Genomic DNA, 20,973 nt, shown 5'->3' with positions numbered 1-20,973 from the left:
TCTATGGTTCAAGTATGAGCGAAATGTCCGATTTTCCAGACTCCCAGGCGACATGGAAACGTCTCACCGAGCGCGTGGGCGGGCAGCATTGGCCTGCGGCGTGCCTGTATGTGGTCGCCACGCCCATAGGCAATCTGGGCGACCTGAGCCTGCGCGCCTGGCAGACGCTGGCGCGCTGCGATGTGATTGCCGCGGAAGATACCCGCGCAAGCCGGGCCTTGCTGGATGCCTGGGGGGTGGCCACCCCGTTGATGGCGGCCCACCGCCACAACGAAGCCGCGGCGGCGCAAGCCATCGTCGGCCGGCTGGCGGCCGGCGAGCGCGTGGCGCTGGTATCGGATGCCGGCGCGCCGGCGGTCAGCGACCCCGGCGCGCGCATTGTGCGGGCGGTGCGCGACGCGGGCTATGCCGTCATCGCGATCCCGGGCGCCAGCGCAGTCATCACGGCGCTCATGGCCAGCGGGGTGACGTCCGACGAGAACCCCGCCTTCGTGTTTGCAGGGTTCATGCCGGCCAAGGCGGGCGCCCGGCAAAAGTGGCTGCAGCGCTGGTGCGCCGTCCCCGCGCCCATCGTCATGTTCGAGTCGCCCCATCGCCTGGCGGCCGCCGTCAAGGATCTGGTGCAGGTGTGCGGGCCCGAGCGCATGCTGACCTTCGCGCGCGAGCTGACCAAGCGTTTCGAGCAGGTGCATACCGTCAGGGCCGGCGCGGCGGCCGATTGGCTTGCGCAGGACGCGCATCATGCCCAGGGCGAGTTTGTGCTGATCGTGCATGAAGCAGAGCGCGAAACCGTGCATGAGGAGATCGATCCGGGCACGTCTGTGCTGCTGGATGCCTTGCTTGAGCACATGTCGGTGCGCGATGCCGCGCGCGTGGCGGCCAAGGTCTCGGGGCTGCCGCGCGATGTCCTGTATGCGCTGGCGCTGGCGCGCCAGGATTCAGCGCAGGGCCATTGAGGGCTGCTGCCCGGTTTCCTGCTGGATGCGCAGGGCTGCGTTCACCGCCGCCGTACGCGATGGATAAGGGCCGATCTGGACCCGATACACGTTGCTGGACGCCTGTACATGGGCGGGCCGGCTTTCCACCTCGCCGATCTGGGCATTGAGCTTCTGGGCCAGGCTATCGGCCGTCTGCTGCGCCGAAAACGCACCGAATTGCAGATAGACCTGCCCGCCCGGCGCGGCCATGGTGTCCGATGTGGCGCCGGGCGCCTGGGCTGGGCTGGCGGTCGGCGCAGGAGGAGCCGCGGCGATCACCTGGCCGTCGTCATGCTGCAGCGCATCCAGGGCATCCGGTATAGCGGGCGCCGCGTCTGGCGGGGCCTGGGTGGTCAGTACGGGCGGCGCGGGGACCGCCGCAGGCGGGATGGGGGTGGCTTTGGGCTGTTCATAGTTGTTGTCGCGGATGTCCTGGTTGGTGATGGCTTCGACGATCACCTGGCCGCTGCCGGGCCCGATGATGCCGAGCTTGGCGGCGGCCACGTACGACAAGTCGATAATGCGCGAGCTATGGAAAGGTCCGCGGTCGTTGATGCGCACAATGACTGATTTTCCCGTGGATGCGCGGGTGACCCGCGCATAGCTGGGCAGCGGCAAAGTGGGGTGGGCGGCCGTCATGGCGTGCATATCGTAGGTTTCGCCATTGGCCGTTTTCTTGCCGTGAAACTTGCGTCCGTACCAGGACGCCGTGCCTTCCTGGCGAAATGGCCGTTCGTCGCTGACGGGGACATAACGCTTGCCGAATACGACATAAGGCTTGAAGTTGGCGCGGGCATGCGTTTCTACCCGGGGGACGGCGTTCGGGATGGCCTCGATATCGGCGGGGATGTTGCTGCCCGGGCCATCGTCCTTGTAGTAGCCCCCGCCCCGGCTGCCGCCGCCGGAGCCGCCCGGACCCGAGCAGCCTGCCAGCACCAGCGCGCCCAGGCTCAGCAAGGCAATGATCAGGGTCCGGATACGCGTCATGGGATGTCGGGCGGCGGTTGGTTGCGATGCCTGATCAGCAGTGGCGAATGGTCCGCGAATCGCAATGCCAACTGCTCGGTCACATAGACCGAGCGGTGCTTGCCGCCCGTGCAGCCGACGGCGACGGTGAGGTAGTTGCGGGTATCCTGCATGTAGAGCGGCAGCCAGCGGCGGATGAAGCCGGCGATGTCTTCGATCATGGTTTCCACGCTGCCGAACTGGGCCAGCCATTGGGCCACCGGCTCGTCACGCCCCGTCAGGGGGCGCAGATTGCTGTCGTAATGCGGATTGGGCAGGCAGCGCACGTCGAACACCAGGTCAGCATCGCCGGGTACGCCGCGCTTGTAGGCGAAGGATTCAAAGGTAAGCACGACGGGCGCCCTGTCGGCCTGGACCAGATCGCGCACCCAGGCCCGGAGCTGGCCGGGCGTAAGGTCCGACGTGTCGATGACGTGTTCCTGTTCGCGCAGGGGGGCCAGCAGTTCGCGCTCGGTGTCTATGCATTGTTGCAACGAGGGGGATTTCCCGCCTTGCTGCAGGCGGTCGGTGAGCGGATGGCGGCGCCGTGATTCGGAATAGCGCTGTTTCAGCGTGTGGTCGTTCGCGTCCAGGAAAATGACCCGGAAGGCGGTCCCCATGGCGCGCAGGCTGGTGATGACGTCGGGCAGTTCGGCCAGTTCGCCGGGCGTCCGTACATCGATGGCTACCGCGACGCGCTCGAGCTTGCTTTCACGCGTGCTGGCAATGAAATCGTGCAGGAATCGCACGGGAAGGTTGTCGACACAGGTGTAGCCGGCGTCTTCGAGCAGCCGTAAGGCAACGGATTTGCCTGAACCCGAGATCCCTGTGATAAGAACGATTTTGAGCATGGCGGAGACGTCCTGCTGATGTGTACTGCTAAAAAACTTTACGGCGGATCCTGCCGGCTGCTTTCCATGATGGCAATGGCTTGCCGTTCAATGAACTCGCCCATGGTGTCGATGCCGCGCAGGGTCAGAATGGTATTGCGCACGGCGGCTTCGACCAGAACGGCCAAGTTGCGGCCGGCGGCAACCTGCAGCATAACGCGCCGTATTGGAATGCCGAGTATTTCTTCGGTCTGGTCCTGGACCGGCAGGCGCTCGAAAGCTTCGGGCGTGGAGCGTATCAGCTGCACAACGAGTTTGAGCTTCATTTTTCGGCGTACCGAGGTTTCGCCGAAAATGGTGCGGATATCGAGCAGGCCCAGCCCCCTGACTTCCAGCAGATTCTGCAGCAGCGACGGGCATTGGCCTTCGATCATGTTGGGCGCTGTGCGGGAAAGCTCGACGGCGTCGTCGGCCACCAGCCCGTGTCCGCGCGAAATCAGCTCGAGCGCCAGTTCGCTTTTGCCCAGCCCGGATTCGCCGGTAATCAGCACGCCCAGGCCCAGGACGTCCATGAACACGCCGTGCGCCGTGGTTTTGGGCGCCAGCCGTTTTCCCAGGTAGATGCGTAATAAATCAATCAGTTGCGCGGCGTCTATGGGGGTCGACAGCAGGGGGATCTGCTGCTGGTTGCAGAAGGCGCTCAGGTCGTCGGGCGCCGGCATGTTTTCCGCCAGCAAGATGGCCGGGACCCCGCCGGCGACCAGGTCTTCAAGATGATGTCCGCGGCGCTTGACGTCGAACCGCGTGTAGTATGAAAGTTCCTCGGTGCCGAAAACCTGGATGCGGGAGGGGTGGATCAGGTTCAGGTGGCCCACCAGGTCGGCGCCCGACATGCCCAGGTCCGGAATCAGCCTGTGCGCCGCGCCCAGGCCGGCTACCCAGGTGAACGGTATTTTGTCGGCGTTGTCACTGACGAGTTCCTGGATAGTCAGCATGGCGGCCCCTTACTCCGGCGCGTTGGTCAGGAGCCGGTGGATGACGGCCGGATCGGTTTCCGTATTGAGTGCCTGCCGCAGGCTGGCGTCGGACATCAGGCGGGCGATCTCCGCCAGTAGATCCAGGTGGAGTTGCGTGGCGGTTTCGGGGACCAGCAGAATGAACAGCAGGCTGGCCATGCGCCCGTCGGTCGCGTCAAAACGCACCGGGTCTTCAAGGCGGATGAAAGCGGCGCAGGGCTCTTTCAGGTCTTTGATGCGGCCATGAGGAACCGCAACGTGGTGGCCCAGTGCCGTGGAGCCCAGGCGCTCGCGGGCGATCAGGCTTTGGAAGACGGCGGTGCGGGCAATGCCCTGGTGATTTTCAAAAAGCAGGCCGGCCTGCTCAAATGCCCGCTTTTTGCTGGTAACAGCCAGATCAAGCACAACATTTGACAGCGGCAAGATACGCGACAATAAGTTCATAAGAGACATTATATGGGCTTTGGCGCCAACATATAAAAGTAGCATAACTAAGGCCCCAATCACACAGGGCGATTGAGGCCAGTTGCCGATTTGCCAAATGCGCATAAAGGCAGGGGCTGTGGCCCTGCGGGCATGGCGGGATCGGGGCGAGTGTTATTCGGCGGCGGGTAGATCTTGCCGCTTCACAGGCTCGTGAGCGTGGTTCTGTACTTTGGTTTTGTACTTGATGACCTGGCGGTCGATTTTGTCGGCCAGCAGATCGATGGCTGCGTAGAGATTTTCGTCGACGGCCTCGCAGTGGATGTCTTTGCCCCGCAATCGCATGGTGACTTCTGCATTGTGCTTGAGGCGGTCTATCGAGAGTATGACCTGTGTGTCGATTACGTTATCAAAATGTCGCGATACCCGTGCCATTTTGTTCATGACGTATTCTCGGATGGCTGGGGTTACTTCCAGGTGACGACCAGTGATGCTCAGGTTCATATTGGGCTCTCCTTGCAAGAAAAAAAGATGCGCAGACGCGCGGCTCATGTAATAGGGATTCCTCCTTTTAATAAGTTCGTCATGATTTCAGTGTATAGATTATGTGGCGTAAATCAAGTGAGCCAGATCAAATAATTGTCAGGTTCACGGGCGGCAAGGGGGCGGCGGAAGGCCGGCCGCGCACGGCCGCCGGCGCGATCCCGCCACGGCATTACATTTTGAAGTTCTTGCCCAGATACACTTTCCGGACGGCTTCGTTGTCGATGATTTCGCTGGGATGGCCGTTGGTCAGCACTTTGCCTTCGCTGATGATGTAGGCGCGATCGCATATGCCCAGCGTTTCGCGAACGTTGTGGTCGGTGATCAGCACGCCGATGTTGCGGCTTTTCAGAAAGTGCACAATGCGCTGGATTTCGATGACGGCAATGGGGTCCACGCCGGCGAAGGGCTCATCTAGAAGAATGAAGCGCGGGTGTGTGGCCAGGGCGCGCGCGATCTCGACGCGGCGGCGTTCGCCGCCCGACAGCGATATGGCGGTATTGCGGCGTATATGCCCAATCTGCAGCTCGTCGATCAGCGATTCCAGGTTTTCCCCGATTTTGGCCGAGCTTAAGGGTTTTCCCCCTTCGTCGACCTGCAGCTCCAGCACGGCCCGTATGTTTTCTTCCACCGTCAGGCGCCGGAAAACCGATGCGTCCTGCGGCAGGTACGACAGCCCCAGGCGTGCCCGCTTGTGCATGGGCATGCTGGTGATGGGTGTATCGTCGATTTCGATGCGACCGGCATCGGTGGGCACAATGCCGACGATCATGTAGAAGCTGGTGGTCTTGCCTGCGCCATTGGGTCCCAGCAGGCCCACGACCTCGCCGCTGTCGACGGACAGCGACACATCCTGCACGACGGTGCGCTTGCCATAGGTCTTGCGCAGGCCCGTGGCGCGCAGGCTGCCCTGGGTGGCGCTGTGGGGGCGGGTGGCTGCGGACTTTGGCTTGTGGCTAGAGAGCATAAATGGGTGTTTTCAGGTAAGCGGAGCCGGACCTATTGGGCCGGCTGGGCGGATTTCTTCTGGCATTCGGCCGCTGCTTTGTCGGCCTTGGCGCGAGGCTGGGCCAAGGAACGCACGCGGCCGCCGGCGGCAGCGGAATTGGGGCCGCCAAAAGCCTGATAAGTATCGGACTTTTCTTTGTAGATGACGCGTTCGCCCTTGATGCTGTCGAAGGGCTTGCCGCACACATAGCGGGTGATGACGGCCTGGCCGATCATTTCGAGCTCTTCGGTTTTGCCGTTGTACTCGCTGCGCAGGCCCTGCGCTTCGATCACCTCGAATTTTTCGGGGTTTTCCTGGCGGATGTGAACCAGTTTGCCGGCGTTCATGGTGGCGGTTCCGTACTGAAAGCCTTCGGCGTCCTCACGCATGGCCAGGCGGTCGGAGCGCAGCGTCATCAGGCCGCGCGTCATGATGACGTTGCCGGTGAAGATGCTTTCCTTCTTGACGTCGTCGTAATTAAGGGTGTCGGACAGAATCAGGGTGTCGGGTTCTTCGGCCGGCGCATTGCCGCCGTTTTGCTGCGCCGCGGCGGGCGCTGTTCCGGCGGCTTCCTGGGACTGCGCCGGCACGGATGCCGCCAGGGCGGTCAGTGCCGCGGCCAGCAGCCATGCCGCGAAAGAGGTGGGGCGTTGTGGTTTCATGGTTTTTTTTCTGTTGTCCCAGAGGTATTGGAGCGGTTCGGCTGGGATTCCTCGCCTGAAATCTTGACATCGGTGGCGGAAAACACCTGCAACTGCCGGGTCTTGTTATCGTACCGCATGCCCTTGCCGTTCATGGTCGATTTGCCATTGATGACCAAGGCGGGCAGGTCGGTGAAAACCACGTCCTCGTCCGGCAGCAAGGTCAGTTGGTCGCTGGTGACGTCAATGGCGGAACGGTCGGGCCCGGGCATGCGATGGACGTGCGCATTGCCCTTCATGATGATTCGGGCGCCGTCCTGGTCCATGATTGCAATGTCGGAAGTGCCGACGGTGATGGGCGAGCCGGGCTGCTGGCCGGTCGCCCTGGCGGTGGTGATTTCGTAGGAGTCGTCGTCGGGGAAGTGCTGCATGCGCACGCCTTCCAGGCGGTTGATGGCGACGCCGGCCGGGTCGGTGCGCACCATGACGAAATTCTGCGCCCAGGAATCGGGTTCGTGCGTGACCCGGCGGGGCGGATCGATGGGAATGGCGCGCTGGGCATAGTCGGCCGCCCACCACGTCCCCATGACCAAGGCCACGAGCAACAGCACGGCAATCAGGGCGGGGGCGCGTTCTTTCATGTCTACTGTATGTTGCCGCTCATGCGCATGGCGCCCGGGTTGAAGAAGGCGCTGAGCCTGCCTTGCGCGGCCAGGATCAGATCGCAGCATTCACGTACCGCGCCCGCGCCGCCCGCCTGCGTCGACACCCAATGGGCCAACTGGGCCACATAGGCGGGCGCATTCGGTACGCTGGCGGCGAAGCCCACGCGCTGAAGCGCCGCCAAGTCGATGATGTCGTCCCCCATGTAGCCGGTCTCGGCAAGCGAACAGCCGTGCTCCTGGGCGATGGCGCCCAGCGCCTGGGCCTTGTCGCGCACGCCCTGGTGAACCACGGCGATCCCCAGCTCGGCCGCGCGGCGGTCCACAATCGGGCCCTCGCGGCCAGTAATCAGGGCCACGGTAACACCGCTTTCCCGCATCAGCCGCAAGCCATGGCCGTCCAGCACATTGAAGCGCTTGACGAGTTCGCCATGCTCGCCGTACCACAGGCTTCCGTCGGTCAGCACGCCGTCGACATCGAAGGCCATCAGGCGCACTTGGCGGGCCCGTTCGACGACGGGAGGCGCGATTTTTGCCAGGATCAGGGCTTCGACAGGGTGGGGCAGGGTGGACGGCTTCATGGTCAGATCACTTTTGCGGCGAGCAGGTCGTGCATATGTAAAGCGCCTAATAATAGCCCGCTCTCGTCCACGACGAGCATTTGATTAAGGCGTCCGGCATCCATCAGGGTGGCGGCTTCGACGGCAAGCGCAGCCGGCCCGATGGTTTTCGGGTGGCGGCTCATGCCGTCGACCACGCGCAGGGGGCGGATGTCGCCGTCGCGGGCGATCAGCCTGCGCAGGTCCCCGTCGGTGAAGATGCCGACCGGCTTGCTGTCTTCATCCAGCACAATGGCCATGCCCATGCCTTTGGACGACATGACGACCAGGGCTTCGGGGACGGGCGTGCCGGCTTGCACAATCGGCAAGGCATCGCCCTGGCGCATGACGTCGCGGACAAAGGTCAGCAAGCGGCGCCCCAGCGCCCCGCCGGGATGCGAGCGGGCAAAGTCCTCGCGGCTGAAGCCGCGTGCTTCCAGGCAGGCCACCGCGATGGCATCGCCCAGCACCAAGGCGGCGGTCGTGCTGGCCGTGGGCGCCAGGTTGAGCGGGCAGGCTTCTTGCGCCACGTGCGCATCCAGGTGCAGGTCGGCGTTGCGGGCCAGCGCTGACTGGGGGTTGCCTGTGATGGAAATAAGTCTTGCGCCCATCCTTTTAATGACAGACAGAACCGTCAAAAGTTCATGGGCCGTGCCGGAATACGAGATGGCCAGCACGATGTCCTGGCGGGTCAGCATGCCCAGGTCGCCGTGAATGGCTTCGGCGCCATGCATGAAGAAGGCGGGGGTGCCGGTGGACGCCAGGGTCGCGGCGATTTTCTTGGCAATGTGGCCCGACTTGCCGATGCCGGTGACCACGACACGCCCCTGACAGGCGAGCACCATGGAGACCGCCTGTTCGAAGGAATCGTCCAGGCGGGCATCCAGCGCCTGCAATGCGGCGATTTCGGTATTGAACGTGCGGTGCGCAGAGGCGAGCGCGCCTTCGTTCGAGGCGTGAGGTGTTTTATCCATCTGAGGATTTTAAACGCACACGGGCTACTTGCCACCTGTTACCGCAATATGAATCCGCGGTGCGCAAGCGGGCGGCGGTTTCTGTGTTGAGGATGGCGCAATCCTGTAAACTGCCGGGTGACACCCTGCGTCTCGTTGGGGGTAACCAAGGGCAATGCGGCGCGGTTTGCGCCCCCGGCCCCTGCTCTCTTCTGTTTTGGCGATTTACATGCACATTGACCCCGCTGTTTACGTTCGCAACACGATTCGCAGCGTTCCAGACTGGCCCAAGCCCGGCGTGACTTTCCGCGATATTACCCCGGTACTGCAAGACCCGCGTTCCTTTCGGGTGCTGATCGACCTGTTCGTCTACCGCTATATGCGGCAAAGGCTGGACCTGGTGGCCGGTGTCGATGCGCGCGGCTTCATCCTGGGGTCGGTGCTGGCTTACGAACTGAATCTGGGCTTTGTGCCGGTGCGCAAGAAAGGCAAGCTGCCTTTCCGGACGGTGGCAGAGGAGTACTCGCTGGAATACGGCAACGCGTCGGTCGAAATGCATACCGACTCGGTACGGCCGGGGCAGCGTGTTTTGTTGATCGACGACCTGATCGCTACGGGCGGCACCATGCTGGCGGCCTCGAAGCTGCTGCAGCGGCTGGGCGCCAACGTGATCGAGGCCGCCGCCATTATCGACCTGCCTTATCTGGGCGGGTCGCAGGCATTGAAGCATACCGGCCTGGATATCTATACCGTTTGCAGCTTCGACGAAGGCGCGCCCTGACGGCGCGCCTTCGGCCGCGGGGTTACACCAGCACGCGCTCGATGCCGCCTGCATTGGCCTCATGCACATAGTCCTGCATCCAGCTTTCGCCCAGAATGTGGCGCGCCATTTCGACCACGATATAGTCGGCGTCCATGCCGGTCTCGCCTTCATAGCGTGACAGGCCCTGCAGGCATGAAGGACAGGAAGTCAGGATCTTGACCTCGCCCTGGTAGCCGTCCGAGCGGATCGCGGCGGTGTTCTTGGTCAGCTCCTCGGACTTGCGGAAACGGACCTGGGTCGAGATGTCGGGGCGCGAAACCGCCAGCGTGCCCGATTCGCCGCAGCAGCGATCGGTTTTGATGGCGCCGTCGCCCACCAGCGACTTGACCGTTTTCATCGGGTCCTGCAGCTTCATGGGGGTATGGCAGGGGTCGTGGTACATATAACGCACCCCCTGCACGCCCTGTATCTGGATGCCCTTTTCAAGCAGGTATTCGTGGATATCGATCAGCCGGCAGCCCGGAAAGATTTTCTCGAATTCATAGCCCGCCAACTGGTCGTAGCAGGTGCCGCAACTGACCACCACGGTCTTGATGTCCAGGTAGTTCAGCGTGGTCGCCATGCGATGGAACAGGACCCGGTTGTCGGTGATGATTTTCTCGGCCTTGTCCGTCATGCCGTTGCCGCGTTGCGGATAGCCGCAGCATAGGTATCCGGGCGGCAGAACCGTTTGTACGCCGGCATGCCACAGCATGGCCTGCGTGGCCAGCCCCACCTGCGAGAACAGTCTTTCCGACCCGCAACCCGGGAAATAGAACACCGCCTCGGTATCGGACGATGTCGTGGCCGGATTGCGGATGATGGGCACGTAGTTGGGGTCTTCGATGTCCAGCAGCTTGCGGGCTGTCTGCTTGGGCAGGCCGCCGGGCATTTTCTTGTTGATGAAGTGGATGACCTGCTCGCGCATGGGCGCCTTGCCCACGGTGGCCGGGGGCTGGGAGACCTGCTTGCGCGAGGAGCCCGCCAATACATCATGGGCCATGCGCTGCGCCTTGTAGCCGACGTCTATCATGGCCTTGCGCGTCGCCTTGATGACGCGCGGGTCTTTGGCGTTAAGGAAGAACATCGCGGCCGTGGTGCCGGGATTGAACGATTTCTTGCCCATGCGGCGCAGCAAGGCGCGCATTTCCATGGACACGTCGCCGAAGTCGATGTCGACCGGACAGGGGTTGTAGCACTTGTGGCAGACCGTACAGTGATCGGCCACGTCTTCGAACTCTTCCCAGTGCTTCAGGCTGACGCCGCGGCGTGTCTGCTCTTCGTAAAGAAAGGCCTCGATCAGCAAGGAGGTGGCCAGTATCTTGTTGCGCGGCGAGTACAGCAGGTTGGCGCGCGGCACATGGGTGGCGCATACTGGCTTGCATTTGCCGCAGCGCAGGCAGTCTTTGATGGCGTTGGAAATGGAACCGATCTCGCTGCGCTGCATGATCAGCGATTCGTGGCCCAGCAAGTTGAAGCTGGGCGTCCAGGCATGGCGCAGGTCGGCGCCGGGCAGGAGCTTGCCGGCGTTGAAACGGCCGGTCGGATCGACGCGGCGCTTGTAATCCTGGAAGGGGGCCAGTTCCTCTTCCGTCAGGAACTCGTACTTGGTCAGGCCGATGCCGTGTTCGCCGGAAATGACGCCGTCCAGGTCGCGGGCAATCTGCATGATGCGCGCAACCGTTTCGTTGGCCTCGCGCAGCATCTCGTAATCGTCGGAGTTGACCGGGATATTGGTATGCACGTTGCCGTCGCCCGCATGCATGTGCAGGGCGACAAAGACCCGGCTCTTCAGGATGCGGTCGTGGATGGCCTGGATTTCGGCCAACACCGCCGCACAGTCCGCGCCGGCGAAATAGCGTTCCATTTGCGAGCGCACCTCGGTTTTCCAGGAGATGCGCAGGGTATGGTCCTGAACGATGTCGAAAATGGTGGCATCGGGCTGCTGCGCCAGGCGCTCGGACAGCATGGGTTCCAGTTCTTGCAGGCCCAGGCCGAGCAGGGCTTGCAGCCCCTGGCTGAGCGGCATGTCAAGATTTTCCAGCAGCCAGCGCCAGCGCGCCCCGACGGCCTGCAGGCACTGCACGGCATCGTGCTTGCGTTCCGCCAGGATTTCTTCGCGGGTGTGCTCGGCGTCGTCGTGGTCTTCGATCTTGCCGATGGGCAGCTCGCCCTTCAGGAAGAATTCCAGCGCATCCAGCAGGCGCAGCTTGTTGCGCGTGGACAGCTCGATATTGATGCGTTCGATGGCATCGGTGTATTCGCCCATGCGGCCAAGGGGAATGACGACGTCTTCGTTGATCTTGAAGGCGTTGGTATGGCGTGCAATGGCCGCGGTGCGCGAGCGGTCGAGCCAGAATTTTTTGCGCGCCTCGGCGCTGACGGCGACAAAGCCTTCGCCATGACGCGTATTGGCGATGCGCACGACCTCGCTGGCGGCCAGCGCCACGGCATCGGCGTCGTCGCCGACGATATCGCCGATGAGCACCATTTTGGGCAAGCCGCCCCGTTTGCTCTTGGTGGCGTAGCCCACCGCGCGCAGATAGCGCTCGTCCAGGTGTTCCAGCCCGGCCAGGATGGCGCCTTGTTGGCGCCCCGCGCCGTCAAGGTAGTTCTTGACCTCGACGATGGACGGCACGGCGTTGCGCGCCTGGCCGAAGAACTCCATACAGACGGTGCGCGTATGGGCGGGCATGCGGTGCAGGATCCAGCGGGCCGAGGTGATCAGGCCGTCGCAGCCTTCTTTTTGAACGCCCGGCAGGCCTGCCAGGAATTTGTCGGTAACGTCTTTGCCCAGACCGGCCTTGCGAAAGCGCGAACCCTCGATGGCCAGGATTTCACTACGCAGCAAGACCGCGCCCGGCGCCGCATTGCCGTCGAACCACTTGAGTTCGAAGCGGGCTTCGTCCACATCGTGGATTTTGCCCTGGTTGTGATCCAGCCGGGTCACGTCGAGCCAGTTGCCGTCGGGGTCGACCATGCGCCACCAGGCCAGGTTATCTAGCGCCGTGCCCCACAGCACGGCTTTCTTGCCGCCCGCGTTCATGGCGACATTGCCGCCCACACAGGAGGCATCGGCGGAGGTGGGATCGACGGCAAAGACATAGCCGGCGGCTTCGGCGGCCTCGGCCACGCGCCGCGTGACCACGCCGGCGCCTGTCAGTATGGTGCGCACGGGCTCATCCACGCCGGGAAGCTGGCTGGCCTCGACAGCGCCGATGGCATCCAGTTTTTCCGTGTTGATCACAACCGATTGCGCGGTCAGGGGAATCGCGCCGCCGGTATAGCCCGTGCCGCCGCCCCGTGGGATGATGGTCAGTTCGAGCTCGATACAGGCACGCACCAGGGCGGCGATTTCGTTTTCGCTGTCGGGCGTCAGGACCACGAAGGGATACTCGACGCGCCAGTCGGTGGCGTCGGTCACATGCGACACGCGCGACAGGCCGTCGAACTTGATGTTGTCTTTGTGGGTGATGCGCCCCAGGCGCTTGATGGCCTTCTTGCGCAGTTCGCGGGTCGTGGCGAACTCATGTTCGAACGCGGCGACGGCGCTGCGGGCGGCGCCCAGCAGGCGGGCCACCTTGGTGTCCCGTTCGGTGGCGCTGGCATCGCGGCGCTGGTCGATTTCATTCAGCCGGTGGTTCAGCGCCTGGATGAGCAATTGCTGGCGTTTGGGGTTGTCCAGCAGGTCGTCATGCAGATAGGGGTTGCGCCGTACGACCCAGATATCGCCCAGCACTTCGAACAGCATGCGGGCCGAACGGCCGGTGCGGCGCTCGCCGCGCAGTTCGGAAAGCATTTGCCATGCCTCTTCGCCGAGCAGCCGCAGGACGATCTCGCGGTCGGAGTAAGAGGTGTAGTTGTAGGGGATTTCGCGCAGGCGGGACGTGGTGGCAGGAGCCTGGACGGCAAGCAGGTGACTGGCTACGGGGGCGTTCATGACGAGTAAAGAAGGAGGGCCCTTAAAGGCGTAGTGTAAGGGATTACGAGAAGTTTATCTTGAACGGACAGCGGTCTAATGCGTTTCGGGGAAAAACCACAGCAAGGCCGCGGTCATCGCCAGGTAGCGGAAAAACTTGCCCGCGGCCATGTAGAACATGCAGGGCCAGAAGGAAAGCCGGAGCCAGCCGGCCACTGCGCACAGGGGGTCGCCGACCAGGGGCAGCCACGAGAACAGCAGCGCCGGGGGTCCCAGCCTGTGCAGCCAGTAGCTGACGTAATCGTGCCAGCGGCCGCCCGTCTTGCTGTGGGGCTTGTAGGGGTGTTTTTCGCGCCAGCGCTCGTAGGCTTTTTCGGCGCCCAGGCCCATGCCGTAACTGATGGCGCCGCCCGCCGTGTTGCCCAGCGTGGCAACCAGGACGGCGGGCCAGAACATGTCGGGCGCAAGCTTGATGTAGCCGAAGACGGCGGGTTCGGAACCCAGCGGAAGCAGGGTGGCGGACAGCAGGCTGACCAGGAAAATAGCGCTCAACCCTACACGCGGCAAAGCCAGGGTAAGGAGCAGCCAATGCACCGACGATTGCAACCATGCTTCCATAGCGCGCTAGTGTATAGCTGAAACCGCGCTATGGTATTCTGTCGTTCACCATTTCCTTACAATTCTTGCTGTTTCGAACGCCATCTCCCGCCGCTTCCCCCCATGTCCACAGACTATCTAAAACGCATCCTTACATCCAAGGTTTACGACGTTGCCGTCGAATCGCCACTTGAATTCGCTGCCCAGGTTTCGGCCCGCATTCAAAACAAGGTGTATATCAAGCGCGAAGATACGCAGCCGGTATTCAGTTTCAAGGTGCGCGGGGCCTACAACAAGATGGCCAACCTGGATAAGACCGAGCTCAAGCGCGGTGTGATTGCGGCCTCGGCGGGCAACCATGCCCAGGGCGTGGCGCTGTCGGCCAGGCGGCTGGGCTGCCGGGCGGTCATCGTCATGCCGGTGACAACGCCGCAGGTCAAGATCGATGCCGTGCGCGGTTTCGGCGGCGAAGTCGTGCTGATGGGCGAAAGCTTTTCCGATGCCTACGAGCATGCCAAGGAGCTGGAAAAGAAAGAAAAGCTCACCTTCGTCCATCCCTTCGACGATCCCGATGTCATTGCCGGCCAAGGCACCATAGGCATGGAGATCCTGCGCCAGCGTCCTGGCCCCATCGACGCGATTTTCATCGCGATCGGCGGCGGCGGGCTGATCGCCGGGGTGGCGGCCTATGTCAAACAGCTGCGACCCGAGATCAAGGTGATCGGCGTGCAGACTGTGGATTCGGATGCCATGGTGCGCAGCATCCAGGCGGGCAGGCGGCTGACCTTGAATGACGTGGGCCTGTTTTCCGACGGTACCGCCGTCAAGCAGGTGGGCCTGGAAAACTTCAAGCTGGCCCGGGAATACGTGGACGACTACGTGCTGGTCGATACCGATGCCATTGCCGCCGCGATCAAGGACGTTTTCCAGGACACGCGCAGCGTGCTTGAGCCGGCGGGCGCCCTGGCGCTGGCGGGCGCCAAGCGCTACGCCGCGCAGAACAAGTGGAAAGACAAGCACATTGTGGCGATTGCCAGCGGCGCCAACATGAATTTCGACCGGCTGCGGTTCGTGGCCGAGCGTGCCGACGTGGGCGAAGCGCGCGAAGCCTTGTTTGCGCTGACCATTCCCGAAAAACGGGGCAGTTTCTTGCGCTTGTGCGAGGCCGTGGGGGATCGCAGCGTCACTGAATTCAACTACCGGATCTCCGATGCCGAACAGGCGCATGTGTATGTGGGCCTGCAGATCCGCGCCGAGGCCGAGATCGAAAAACTGGCCAATAATTTCCGCAAGAAAGGCTTTGGCACGCTGGACCTGACCAGCAACGAGATGGCCAAGACGCATTTACGCTACATGGTGGGCGGCCGCTCCGACCTGGCCAACCATGAGCTGCTGTTCCGTTTTGAATTCCCCGAGCGCCCCGGCGCCCTGATGAAGTTCCTGGGCGCCATGCGCCCGGACTGGAATATCAGCCTGTTCCATTACCGTAATCAGGGTGATGATTACGGCCGGATCCTGGTGGGGATTCAGGTGCCGCCCGCCGACAAGAAGGAGTTCAAGGCCTTCCTGGACGGCCTGGGCTACCCCTACTGGAACGAAAGCGATAACCCCGCCTACCCGCTTTTCCTGTAAGTCAGGCAAATAACCGGCGCAGCGGGCTCAAGGCTTGATGCAGGCGGCCGAAGGCTGCTTCGCGCTGGCTGTCCAGTTGCTGGGCTTCCTCCAGGCTGATTTCCGTAAACCTGAGCGTGTCGCCCGGCATGCCCTGGGCAATGATGGGCAGGTCTACCGTGGCGACATGGGCGATCTTGGCGTAGCCGCCGGTGGTCTGGCGGTCGGCCATCAGCACGATGGGATGGCCATCGGGCGGCACCTGGACACTGCCAAAACTGGTGGCTTCCGACAACAATTGCCGGCTGCTGCGCAGCGGCAGCTGCGCGCCTTGCAGCCGGTAGCCCATGCGTTCGGACTGGGGGCTTATCCGGTATTCGCCTGAGAAAAAATCATGGATGGCGCGTTCCGTGAACAGCGGGGCATGCGCTCCGCGCACCGCGCGGACCGTTGCACGATGGGTCAGGCCCAGCGTGGCGGGCAGATATATCTTGGTTTCCCAGAGTTCGCGGGCCAGCGCATCCAGATCGCGCGCGTCCAGGCGGGCCTGCACGGGCAGGACGTCGCCTTTTTGCAGCGCCCTGCCTTTGAATCCGCCGAAACCGCCCCGCAGGTAGGTGCTGCGGCTGGACATGACCGTGGGCAGGCCGATGCCGCCGTGCCAGGCGATATAGGCGCGCAGGCCCGACGCCCTGGCGCCGAACGCCAGCACATCGCCGCTGCGGACGATCAACGGGCGGTTGTTGGGCACCGGTTCCTGGTTCAGCGTGGGATTGAGCTGCGCGCCGCAGATGGCAATGCAGGCCGGCGCATCGAAGCGCAAGGTCGGCCCGGTCAGGGTGATCTCCAGCGTGGCCTCGTCTTCCTCGTTGCCCACCAGCAGGTTGGCCAGGCGGTGGGCCTGGCTGTCCATGACGCCACCCACCGGCACGCCCAGGTGCTGATGGCCCGTGCGCCCCAGGTCCTGGAAGCTGGACAGCATGCCGGGTTTAAGGACGTGTATGCTCATGCCGGCTGGCCCTGCAGGGCCAGGAAGTCTTCCTGGCTGATGGGGACGAAGTTCACCGTGTCGCCCGGCGACAGCAAGGTCGGCGGTTCGTGATCGGGGTTGAACAGGATGGCAGGCGTTGCCCCGATGATATGCCAGCCGCCGGGCGAGGCGTTGGGGTAGATCATGGTTTGCAGGTTTGCAATCGCGACCGATCCGGCCGGCACCAGGGTGCGCGGCGTGGCGCGCCGGCCGATGGCCAGTTGCTCGTCGTGCACACCGATATAGGGCGCGCCCGGCGCAAAGCCCAGCATGAACACATAGGCAGGCTTGTGGCTGTGCAGGCGAATGACTTCTTGCGGGTCGAGCTTGCAGTGCTCGGCAACGTGCGCCAGGTCGGGACCGTAGTCGCCGCCATAACAGACCGGGATGTCGATTTGCCTGGCTGCGCCCGCCTGTTGCGCTGCGCCCAACGCTTTACCCAGCGTGTTTTCTATCTGGGCCGCCAGGTGCTCGGCATGCATGCCGGCGTCCAGGCGGTTTGGCCGATAGTGCAGCGCGACCGAATTGAAGGTGGGCACGATATCGCTGATGCCCTGCAGGTTGGCGGACCGCAGGGCAGCCGCCGCCGCGCTGCAGCGCCGGCCCGTTTCTACATCGATCCCATCGCCAAAGACCAACAGAAGGGTCCGGTCGCCTTGCGGCACAAGGGTCCATGGCCGTGCGCCGGCGTCTGTATGGCCCGCCATGGCGCCACCTATTTTGCGAACAGGGAGTCGAGGTTCTTGAACGACTTGAATTCCAGCGCGTTGCCCGACGGATCCATGAAGAACATGGTGGCCTGTTCGCCGACTTCGCCCTTGAACCGGACATAGGGCTCGATCACGAACTTGGTGCCGGCGTCTTGCAGTTTCTTGGCCAGGGCTTCCCAGACGGGCATGTCCAGCACCGCGCCAAAGTGGCGTACGGGCACATTGTGATCGTCGACGCTGCTGGTTTGCGTGCCGCCGCATTCTTCGGGGGCCAGGTGCGCAACGATCTGGTGGCCGTGAAAATTGAAATCAACCCATTGGTCGGACGACCGGCCTTCAGGACAGCCCAGCAGCTCGCCGTAAAAGGCGCGCGCTTCAGTCAGGTCGCGGACGGGGAAAGCCAGATGGAAAGGGGGAAGGGTGCTTGGTGTGGACATGGGGTGCTCCGGATCGGTCTTGTGGCTGCCGTTTGCGCAAGGGCGCGCAGGCAGCCATTTTAATGGGTTTTACGAAGCACCGTCGCCGGCTGGCCGGTTACCTTGTGAGGCCGGCTTCAGTCGGTCTGGCTGACCCTGGATGGGGGGAATATCAGCGAAAAAAGACTGCCTGCGCCAAAGCGGCTGTGTATCGTCAATTCCGCATTATGCCGCATCGCTACGTGCTTGGTAATGGCCAGCCCCAGCCCGGTGCCGCCGGTGGCGCGGGAACGGCCGCGATCCACCCGATAAAAGCGTTCCGTCAGCCTGGGAATGTCTTGCGAGGCAATGCCTATCCCGGTGTCCTGGACGGAATAGCAGGCCTGGCCGCTTTCGGTGATGTACCAACTGACGGTAATGGTGCCGTCTTTCGGGGTATAGCGTATGGCATTGGTCAACAGGTTTGAAACCGCCGAGGCAAGCTCGGTTTCAATGCCGTTGACGCACAGGTCGTCGGCGACGTTTTCGACGAACACATGCTGGTCGCCCGAGAGCACCCGCCCTTGCTGCAGCGCGGTGTGGATCAGCGCGCTCATGCGCACCGGCTCGCCTTCCGCATTGGGCGATGATTCAAGCGTGGACAAGGTCAGCAAATCGGCCACGATGGCCTGCATGCGCTGCGCCTGCTCCAGCATCATGGCCTGATAGCGTTGCCGCTGCTCGCCGCTGAGCGAGCCTTCCGGCATATCGTGCAGGGTTTCCAGGAAGCCCGACAGCACGGTCAGGGGCGTGCGCAGTTCGTGCGATACGTTGGCCACAAAGTCTTTGCGTGTGGTTTCAAGCTTTTCGACTTGCGTGACGTCGCGGGTCACCACCAGGAATTGCCCCAGGCCGTAGCGGGTCAGCTGCACCAGCAGGGCCTTTTCCTGCCCGTCCTTGTTCAGGTGCATCAGCAAGGGCACGGGCCAGCTGTTTTGCCGCGCATAGCGGGCAAATTCGGGCGCGCGCAAGATGTTGAATATGCTGTGGTTGCGGTCCACATGCAGGTCCAGGCCGATATGTTCGCTGGCGGTCTGGTTGCACCAGGTCAGCAACATGGATTCGTCAAGGGTAATGGCGCCATCGGGCAAGGCTTCCGCGGCCAGCATGATGCCGTCGACATGCCGGTTCAGCGCCGTGATTTCTTGCTGGTTCTTGCGCAGTTGGCGGTAAATGGGGGCCAGGATGTCGTCCCATGGCCCTATCGACGGCGGCGGCGGGTCGTTGATGTTCTTGATCCAGGCCTGGATGCGCGACAATTGCCAGCCGCTGACCAGGATCATGCAGGACAGGCCGAAGGCAAACAGGCCCCAGCCTGCATTCGACCCGAGCCACGAGGCGCATATCCAGCCAAAAATCGCCCACAAGCCGATTGAAATGATGGTTTTTATCATGTTGACAACAATTCTGGCCGCGGGCCGGTGACTCTTTACAAAGGGTGTTCAAGCAAGCCTGGGCAATTGCGCGGTAAACCGGTATCCGGCGCCGCGTACGGTTTCGATGTGGTTCTCGAGCTGGGCCGGCTCCAGCGCCTTGCGCAGGCGGCGTATATGCACGTCGACCGTGCGTTCTTCAACAAAGACATGGTCGCCCCATACCTGGTCCAGCAACTGAGCGCGTGAAAATACCCGCTCGGTATGCGTCATGAAAAAGTGTAGCAGGCGAAATTCAGTAGGGCCTATGGTCAGCGAGTGGCCGTCGCCCGTCACACGGTGAGTGGACGGGTCCAGCTTGAGCGCGCCGATCTGGATAATGTCGTCGGTCAGTTGCGGCGCACGCCTGCGTAGCACGGCCTTGATGCGGGCAATCAGCTCTTTGGGGGAAAACGGCTTGGTAATGTAGTCGTCGGCGCCCGCCTCCAGGCCTTCCACCTTGTCGTGCTCCGCCCCTTTCGCTGTCAGCATGATGACCGGGACGTGGCGGGTGCGCTCGTCGGAACGCAAGGTGCGGGCGAGCGTAATGCCCGATGCGCCCGGCAGCATCCAGTCCAGCAAGATCAGGTCGGGGAGTTCCGCCCGGATGAGTGTCTGGGCTTGCTCGGCATCGAAGGCGCGAAGCACCTTATGGCCGGCAAAAGACAAGTTCACCGAAATAAGTTCCTGGATGGCGGGCTCATCTTCTACAACAAGTATGGTTGTGCTCATAGCGCTGAATAATACGTTAAGTGATCTGGCATGAAATAAAATGATGAAGAACTCCTGAAAGGCCTTCATATGCCGCAATAATATGGCGTAAATATTTCAGGTTTGTGAAAATTGCCCGGGCCGAAGGTAACCAAGGGTTTTATTCGGCCAGCCCGATGGCGCTGCGTGAATACCCAGGCAGATAATGAGGTACGATTAACAAACCATGCAAAATACCCATTCCCCTTCGCCCCGTTCCGATCAGCCGGCCGCGGCTTCGCAAGCCGAAGCCAGCACGCATTTTGGCTTTAAAACGGTGGCCGAAAAAGAAAAAGCGGGCAAAGTGGCCGAGGTCTTTCATTCCGTCGCCAGCCGCTACGACGTCATGAACGACCTGATGTCCGTCGGCTTGCACCGCGTCTGGAAAGCGTTCACCATCGGGCGGGCCGATGTCCGCCCTGGCATGAAAGTCCTGGATATCGCAGGGGGCACCGGCGATCTGGCGCGCGCCTTCGCCAAAAAGGCGGGCGCCGCGGGCGAGGTCTGGCTGACCGACATCAATGACTCCATGCTGCGTGTCGGGCGCGACCGTCTGACTGACAAGGGCCTGCTGGTGCCCGCGGCGGTATGCGATGCCGAAAAGCTTCCCTTTCCGTCCGGGTATTTCGACCGTGTCAGCGTGGCCTTTGGCCTGCGCAACATGACGCACAAAGACCAGGCCCTGGCCGAGATGCGGCGTGTGCTGAAACCGGGCGGCAAGCTTTTGGTGCTGGAGTTCTCGCGGGTGGCCAAGCCGCTGGCGCCGGCTTACGACTGGTATTCCTTCAATATCCTGCCCTGGCTGGGCAAGAAAGTGGCCGGCGACGAAGAAAGCTATCGCTATCTGGCCGAGTCCATCCGCATGCATCCCGACCAGGGCACGCTGGCCGGCATGCTGGAAACCGCAGGCCTGTCGCGGGTGCGTTACTTCAACCTGAGCGCCGGGCTGGTTGCGCTCCACGAAGGCGTCAACTTGGGCTAAGCGGGTTCTACGCCTTAAATATCCGATCCTGGTCCGGTTTTTTACCCCTGGGTTGAACTTTTTTTGCC

21 protein-coding genes are annotated in these 20,973 nt (G+C 62.6%); 4 read left to right on the top strand and 17 right to left on the bottom strand.

Features of this window, described 5'->3' with window-relative positions; translation table 11 throughout:
• Positions 1 to 14: 14 nt before the first annotated feature.
• Positions 15 to 956, top strand: coding sequence for a 16S rRNA (cytidine(1402)-2'-O)-methyltransferase (gene rsmI, locus RE432_RS02430; RefSeq protein WP_310931627.1), 942 nt, complete (start codon positions 15 to 17; stop codon positions 954 to 956).
• Here the strand turns inward: rsmI and RE432_RS02425 are convergent.
• From RE432_RS02425 to RE432_RS02380, 10 genes are all read right to left on the bottom strand, one after another.
• Positions 939 to 1,964, bottom strand: a complete 1,026-nt coding sequence (locus RE432_RS02425) for a septal ring lytic transglycosylase RlpA family protein (protein ID WP_310931626.1) — start codon at positions 1,962 to 1,964, stop codon at positions 939 to 941. The two genes, rsmI and RE432_RS02425, sit on opposite strands and share 18 nt — an antisense overlap.
• Entirely contained in the window at positions 1,961 to 2,833 is an 873-nt protein-coding gene (rapZ, locus tag RE432_RS02420) for an RNase adapter RapZ (protein WP_310931625.1), read from the bottom strand. Before rapZ ends, RE432_RS02425 begins: the two co-directional genes overlap by 4 nt.
• Positions 2,834 to 2,871: 38 nt before the next feature.
• Positions 2,872 to 3,807: an HPr(Ser) kinase/phosphatase gene (gene hprK / locus RE432_RS02415; protein WP_310931624.1), complete on the bottom strand. Its 936-nt coding sequence runs from the start codon at positions 3,805 to 3,807 to the stop codon at positions 2,872 to 2,874.
• 9 nt (positions 3,808 to 3,816) lie between these two features.
• Positions 3,817 to 4,272 (bottom strand): PTS sugar transporter subunit IIA, encoded by a 456-nt coding sequence (locus RE432_RS02410; protein WP_310931623.1) that lies wholly within the window; start codon positions 4,270 to 4,272, stop codon positions 3,817 to 3,819.
• A 153-nt stretch (positions 4,273 to 4,425) separates the two neighbouring features.
• Positions 4,426 to 4,755, bottom strand: a complete 330-nt coding sequence (gene hpf, locus RE432_RS02405; protein ID WP_310931622.1) for a ribosome hibernation-promoting factor, HPF/YfiA family — start codon at positions 4,753 to 4,755, stop codon at positions 4,426 to 4,428.
• 211 nt (positions 4,756 to 4,966) lie between these two features.
• Positions 4,967 to 5,761, bottom strand: coding sequence for an LPS export ABC transporter ATP-binding protein (gene lptB / locus RE432_RS02400; protein WP_310931621.1), 795 nt, complete (start codon positions 5,759 to 5,761; stop codon positions 4,967 to 4,969).
• Between the two features lie 32 nt (positions 5,762 to 5,793).
• A complete protein-coding gene (gene lptA / locus RE432_RS02395; RefSeq protein ID WP_310931620.1) occupies positions 5,794 to 6,444 on the bottom strand; it encodes a lipopolysaccharide transport periplasmic protein LptA in 651 nt (216 codons plus the stop codon).
• Positions 6,441 to 7,064 carry an LPS export ABC transporter periplasmic protein LptC gene (lptC, locus tag RE432_RS02390; protein WP_310931619.1) on the bottom strand — a complete coding sequence of 208 codons (624 nt, stop codon included), beginning with the start codon at positions 7,062 to 7,064 and terminating at the stop codon, positions 6,441 to 6,443. Before lptC ends, lptA begins: the two co-directional genes overlap by 4 nt.
• Positions 7,065 to 7,066: 2 nt before the next feature.
• Positions 7,067 to 7,666: an HAD hydrolase family protein gene (locus RE432_RS02385; protein ID WP_310931618.1), complete on the bottom strand. Its 600-nt coding sequence runs from the start codon at positions 7,664 to 7,666 to the stop codon at positions 7,067 to 7,069.
• Between the two features lie 2 nt (positions 7,667 to 7,668).
• A complete protein-coding gene (locus RE432_RS02380) occupies positions 7,669 to 8,658 on the bottom strand; it encodes a KpsF/GutQ family sugar-phosphate isomerase (RefSeq protein ID WP_310931617.1) in 990 nt (329 codons plus the stop codon).
• Between the two features lie 208 nt (positions 8,659 to 8,866).
• Here RE432_RS02380 and RE432_RS02375 point away from each other — a divergent pair, with 208 nt between their 5' ends.
• Positions 8,867 to 9,418 carry an adenine phosphoribosyltransferase gene (locus RE432_RS02375; protein ID WP_310931616.1) on the top strand — a complete coding sequence of 184 codons (552 nt, stop codon included), beginning with the start codon at positions 8,867 to 8,869 and terminating at the stop codon, positions 9,416 to 9,418.
• A 22-nt stretch (positions 9,419 to 9,440) separates the two neighbouring features.
• Here RE432_RS02375 and RE432_RS02370 read toward each other — a convergent pair whose 3' ends face one another.
• Both RE432_RS02370 and RE432_RS02365 read right to left on the bottom strand, forming a co-directional pair.
• Complete coding sequence (locus RE432_RS02370) at positions 9,441 to 13,379, bottom strand: FAD/FMN-binding oxidoreductase (RefSeq protein WP_310931615.1); 3,939 nt, start codon at positions 13,377 to 13,379, stop codon at positions 9,441 to 9,443.
• 75 nt (positions 13,380 to 13,454) lie between these two features.
• Positions 13,455 to 13,976 carry a YqaA family protein gene (locus RE432_RS02365; protein ID WP_310931614.1) on the bottom strand — a complete coding sequence of 174 codons (522 nt, stop codon included), beginning with the start codon at positions 13,974 to 13,976 and terminating at the stop codon, positions 13,455 to 13,457.
• A 102-nt stretch (positions 13,977 to 14,078) separates the two neighbouring features.
• On the opposite strand from RE432_RS02365, the gene ilvA reads away from it, so the two are divergent.
• Complete coding sequence (gene ilvA / locus RE432_RS02360; RefSeq protein ID WP_310931613.1) at positions 14,079 to 15,587, top strand: threonine ammonia-lyase, biosynthetic; 1,509 nt, start codon at positions 14,079 to 14,081, stop codon at positions 15,585 to 15,587.
• A gap of 1 nt (position 15,588) precedes the next feature.
• Here ilvA and RE432_RS02355 read toward each other — a convergent pair whose 3' ends face one another.
• The 5 genes from RE432_RS02355 to phoB form a co-directional block, all read right to left on the bottom strand.
• Positions 15,589 to 16,575 carry a biotin-dependent carboxyltransferase family protein gene (locus RE432_RS02355; RefSeq protein WP_310931612.1) on the bottom strand — a complete coding sequence of 329 codons (987 nt, stop codon included), beginning with the start codon at positions 16,573 to 16,575 and terminating at the stop codon, positions 15,589 to 15,591.
• A complete protein-coding gene (gene pxpB, locus RE432_RS02350; protein ID WP_310931611.1) occupies positions 16,572 to 17,303 on the bottom strand; it encodes a 5-oxoprolinase subunit PxpB in 732 nt (243 codons plus the stop codon). The genes RE432_RS02355 and pxpB overlap by 4 nt, the downstream gene beginning before the upstream one ends.
• Positions 17,304 to 17,311: 8 nt before the next feature.
• A complete protein-coding gene (locus RE432_RS02345) occupies positions 17,312 to 17,743 on the bottom strand; it encodes a VOC family protein (protein WP_310931610.1) in 432 nt (143 codons plus the stop codon).
• Between the two features lie 116 nt (positions 17,744 to 17,859).
• The gene (gene phoR, locus RE432_RS02340) at positions 17,860 to 19,155 is read right to left on the bottom strand and encodes a phosphate regulon sensor histidine kinase PhoR (protein ID WP_310931609.1); all 1,296 of its coding nucleotides are present in this window, start codon (positions 19,153 to 19,155) and stop codon (positions 17,860 to 17,862) included.
• 48 nt (positions 19,156 to 19,203) lie between these two features.
• Positions 19,204 to 19,905 carry a phosphate regulon transcriptional regulator PhoB gene (phoB, locus tag RE432_RS02335; RefSeq protein WP_310931608.1) on the bottom strand — a complete coding sequence of 234 codons (702 nt, stop codon included), beginning with the start codon at positions 19,903 to 19,905 and terminating at the stop codon, positions 19,204 to 19,206.
• Positions 19,906 to 20,110: 205 nt separating this feature from the next.
• Here phoB and ubiE point away from each other — a divergent pair, with 205 nt between their 5' ends.
• Entirely contained in the window at positions 20,111 to 20,905 is a 795-nt protein-coding gene (ubiE, locus tag RE432_RS02330; RefSeq protein WP_310931607.1) for a bifunctional demethylmenaquinone methyltransferase/2-methoxy-6-polyprenyl-1,4-benzoquinol methylase UbiE, read from the top strand.
• Positions 20,906 to 20,973: the final 68 nt, after the last annotated feature.

This window comes from Pusillimonas sp. SM2304 (assembly GCF_031628915.1).
Classification (GTDB): domain Bacteria; phylum Pseudomonadota; class Gammaproteobacteria; order Burkholderiales; family Burkholderiaceae_B; genus Pusillimonas_C.
The sequence above is the reverse complement of the archived record's forward strand: the minus strand, read 5'-3'. Positions and strand labels throughout refer to the sequence as shown.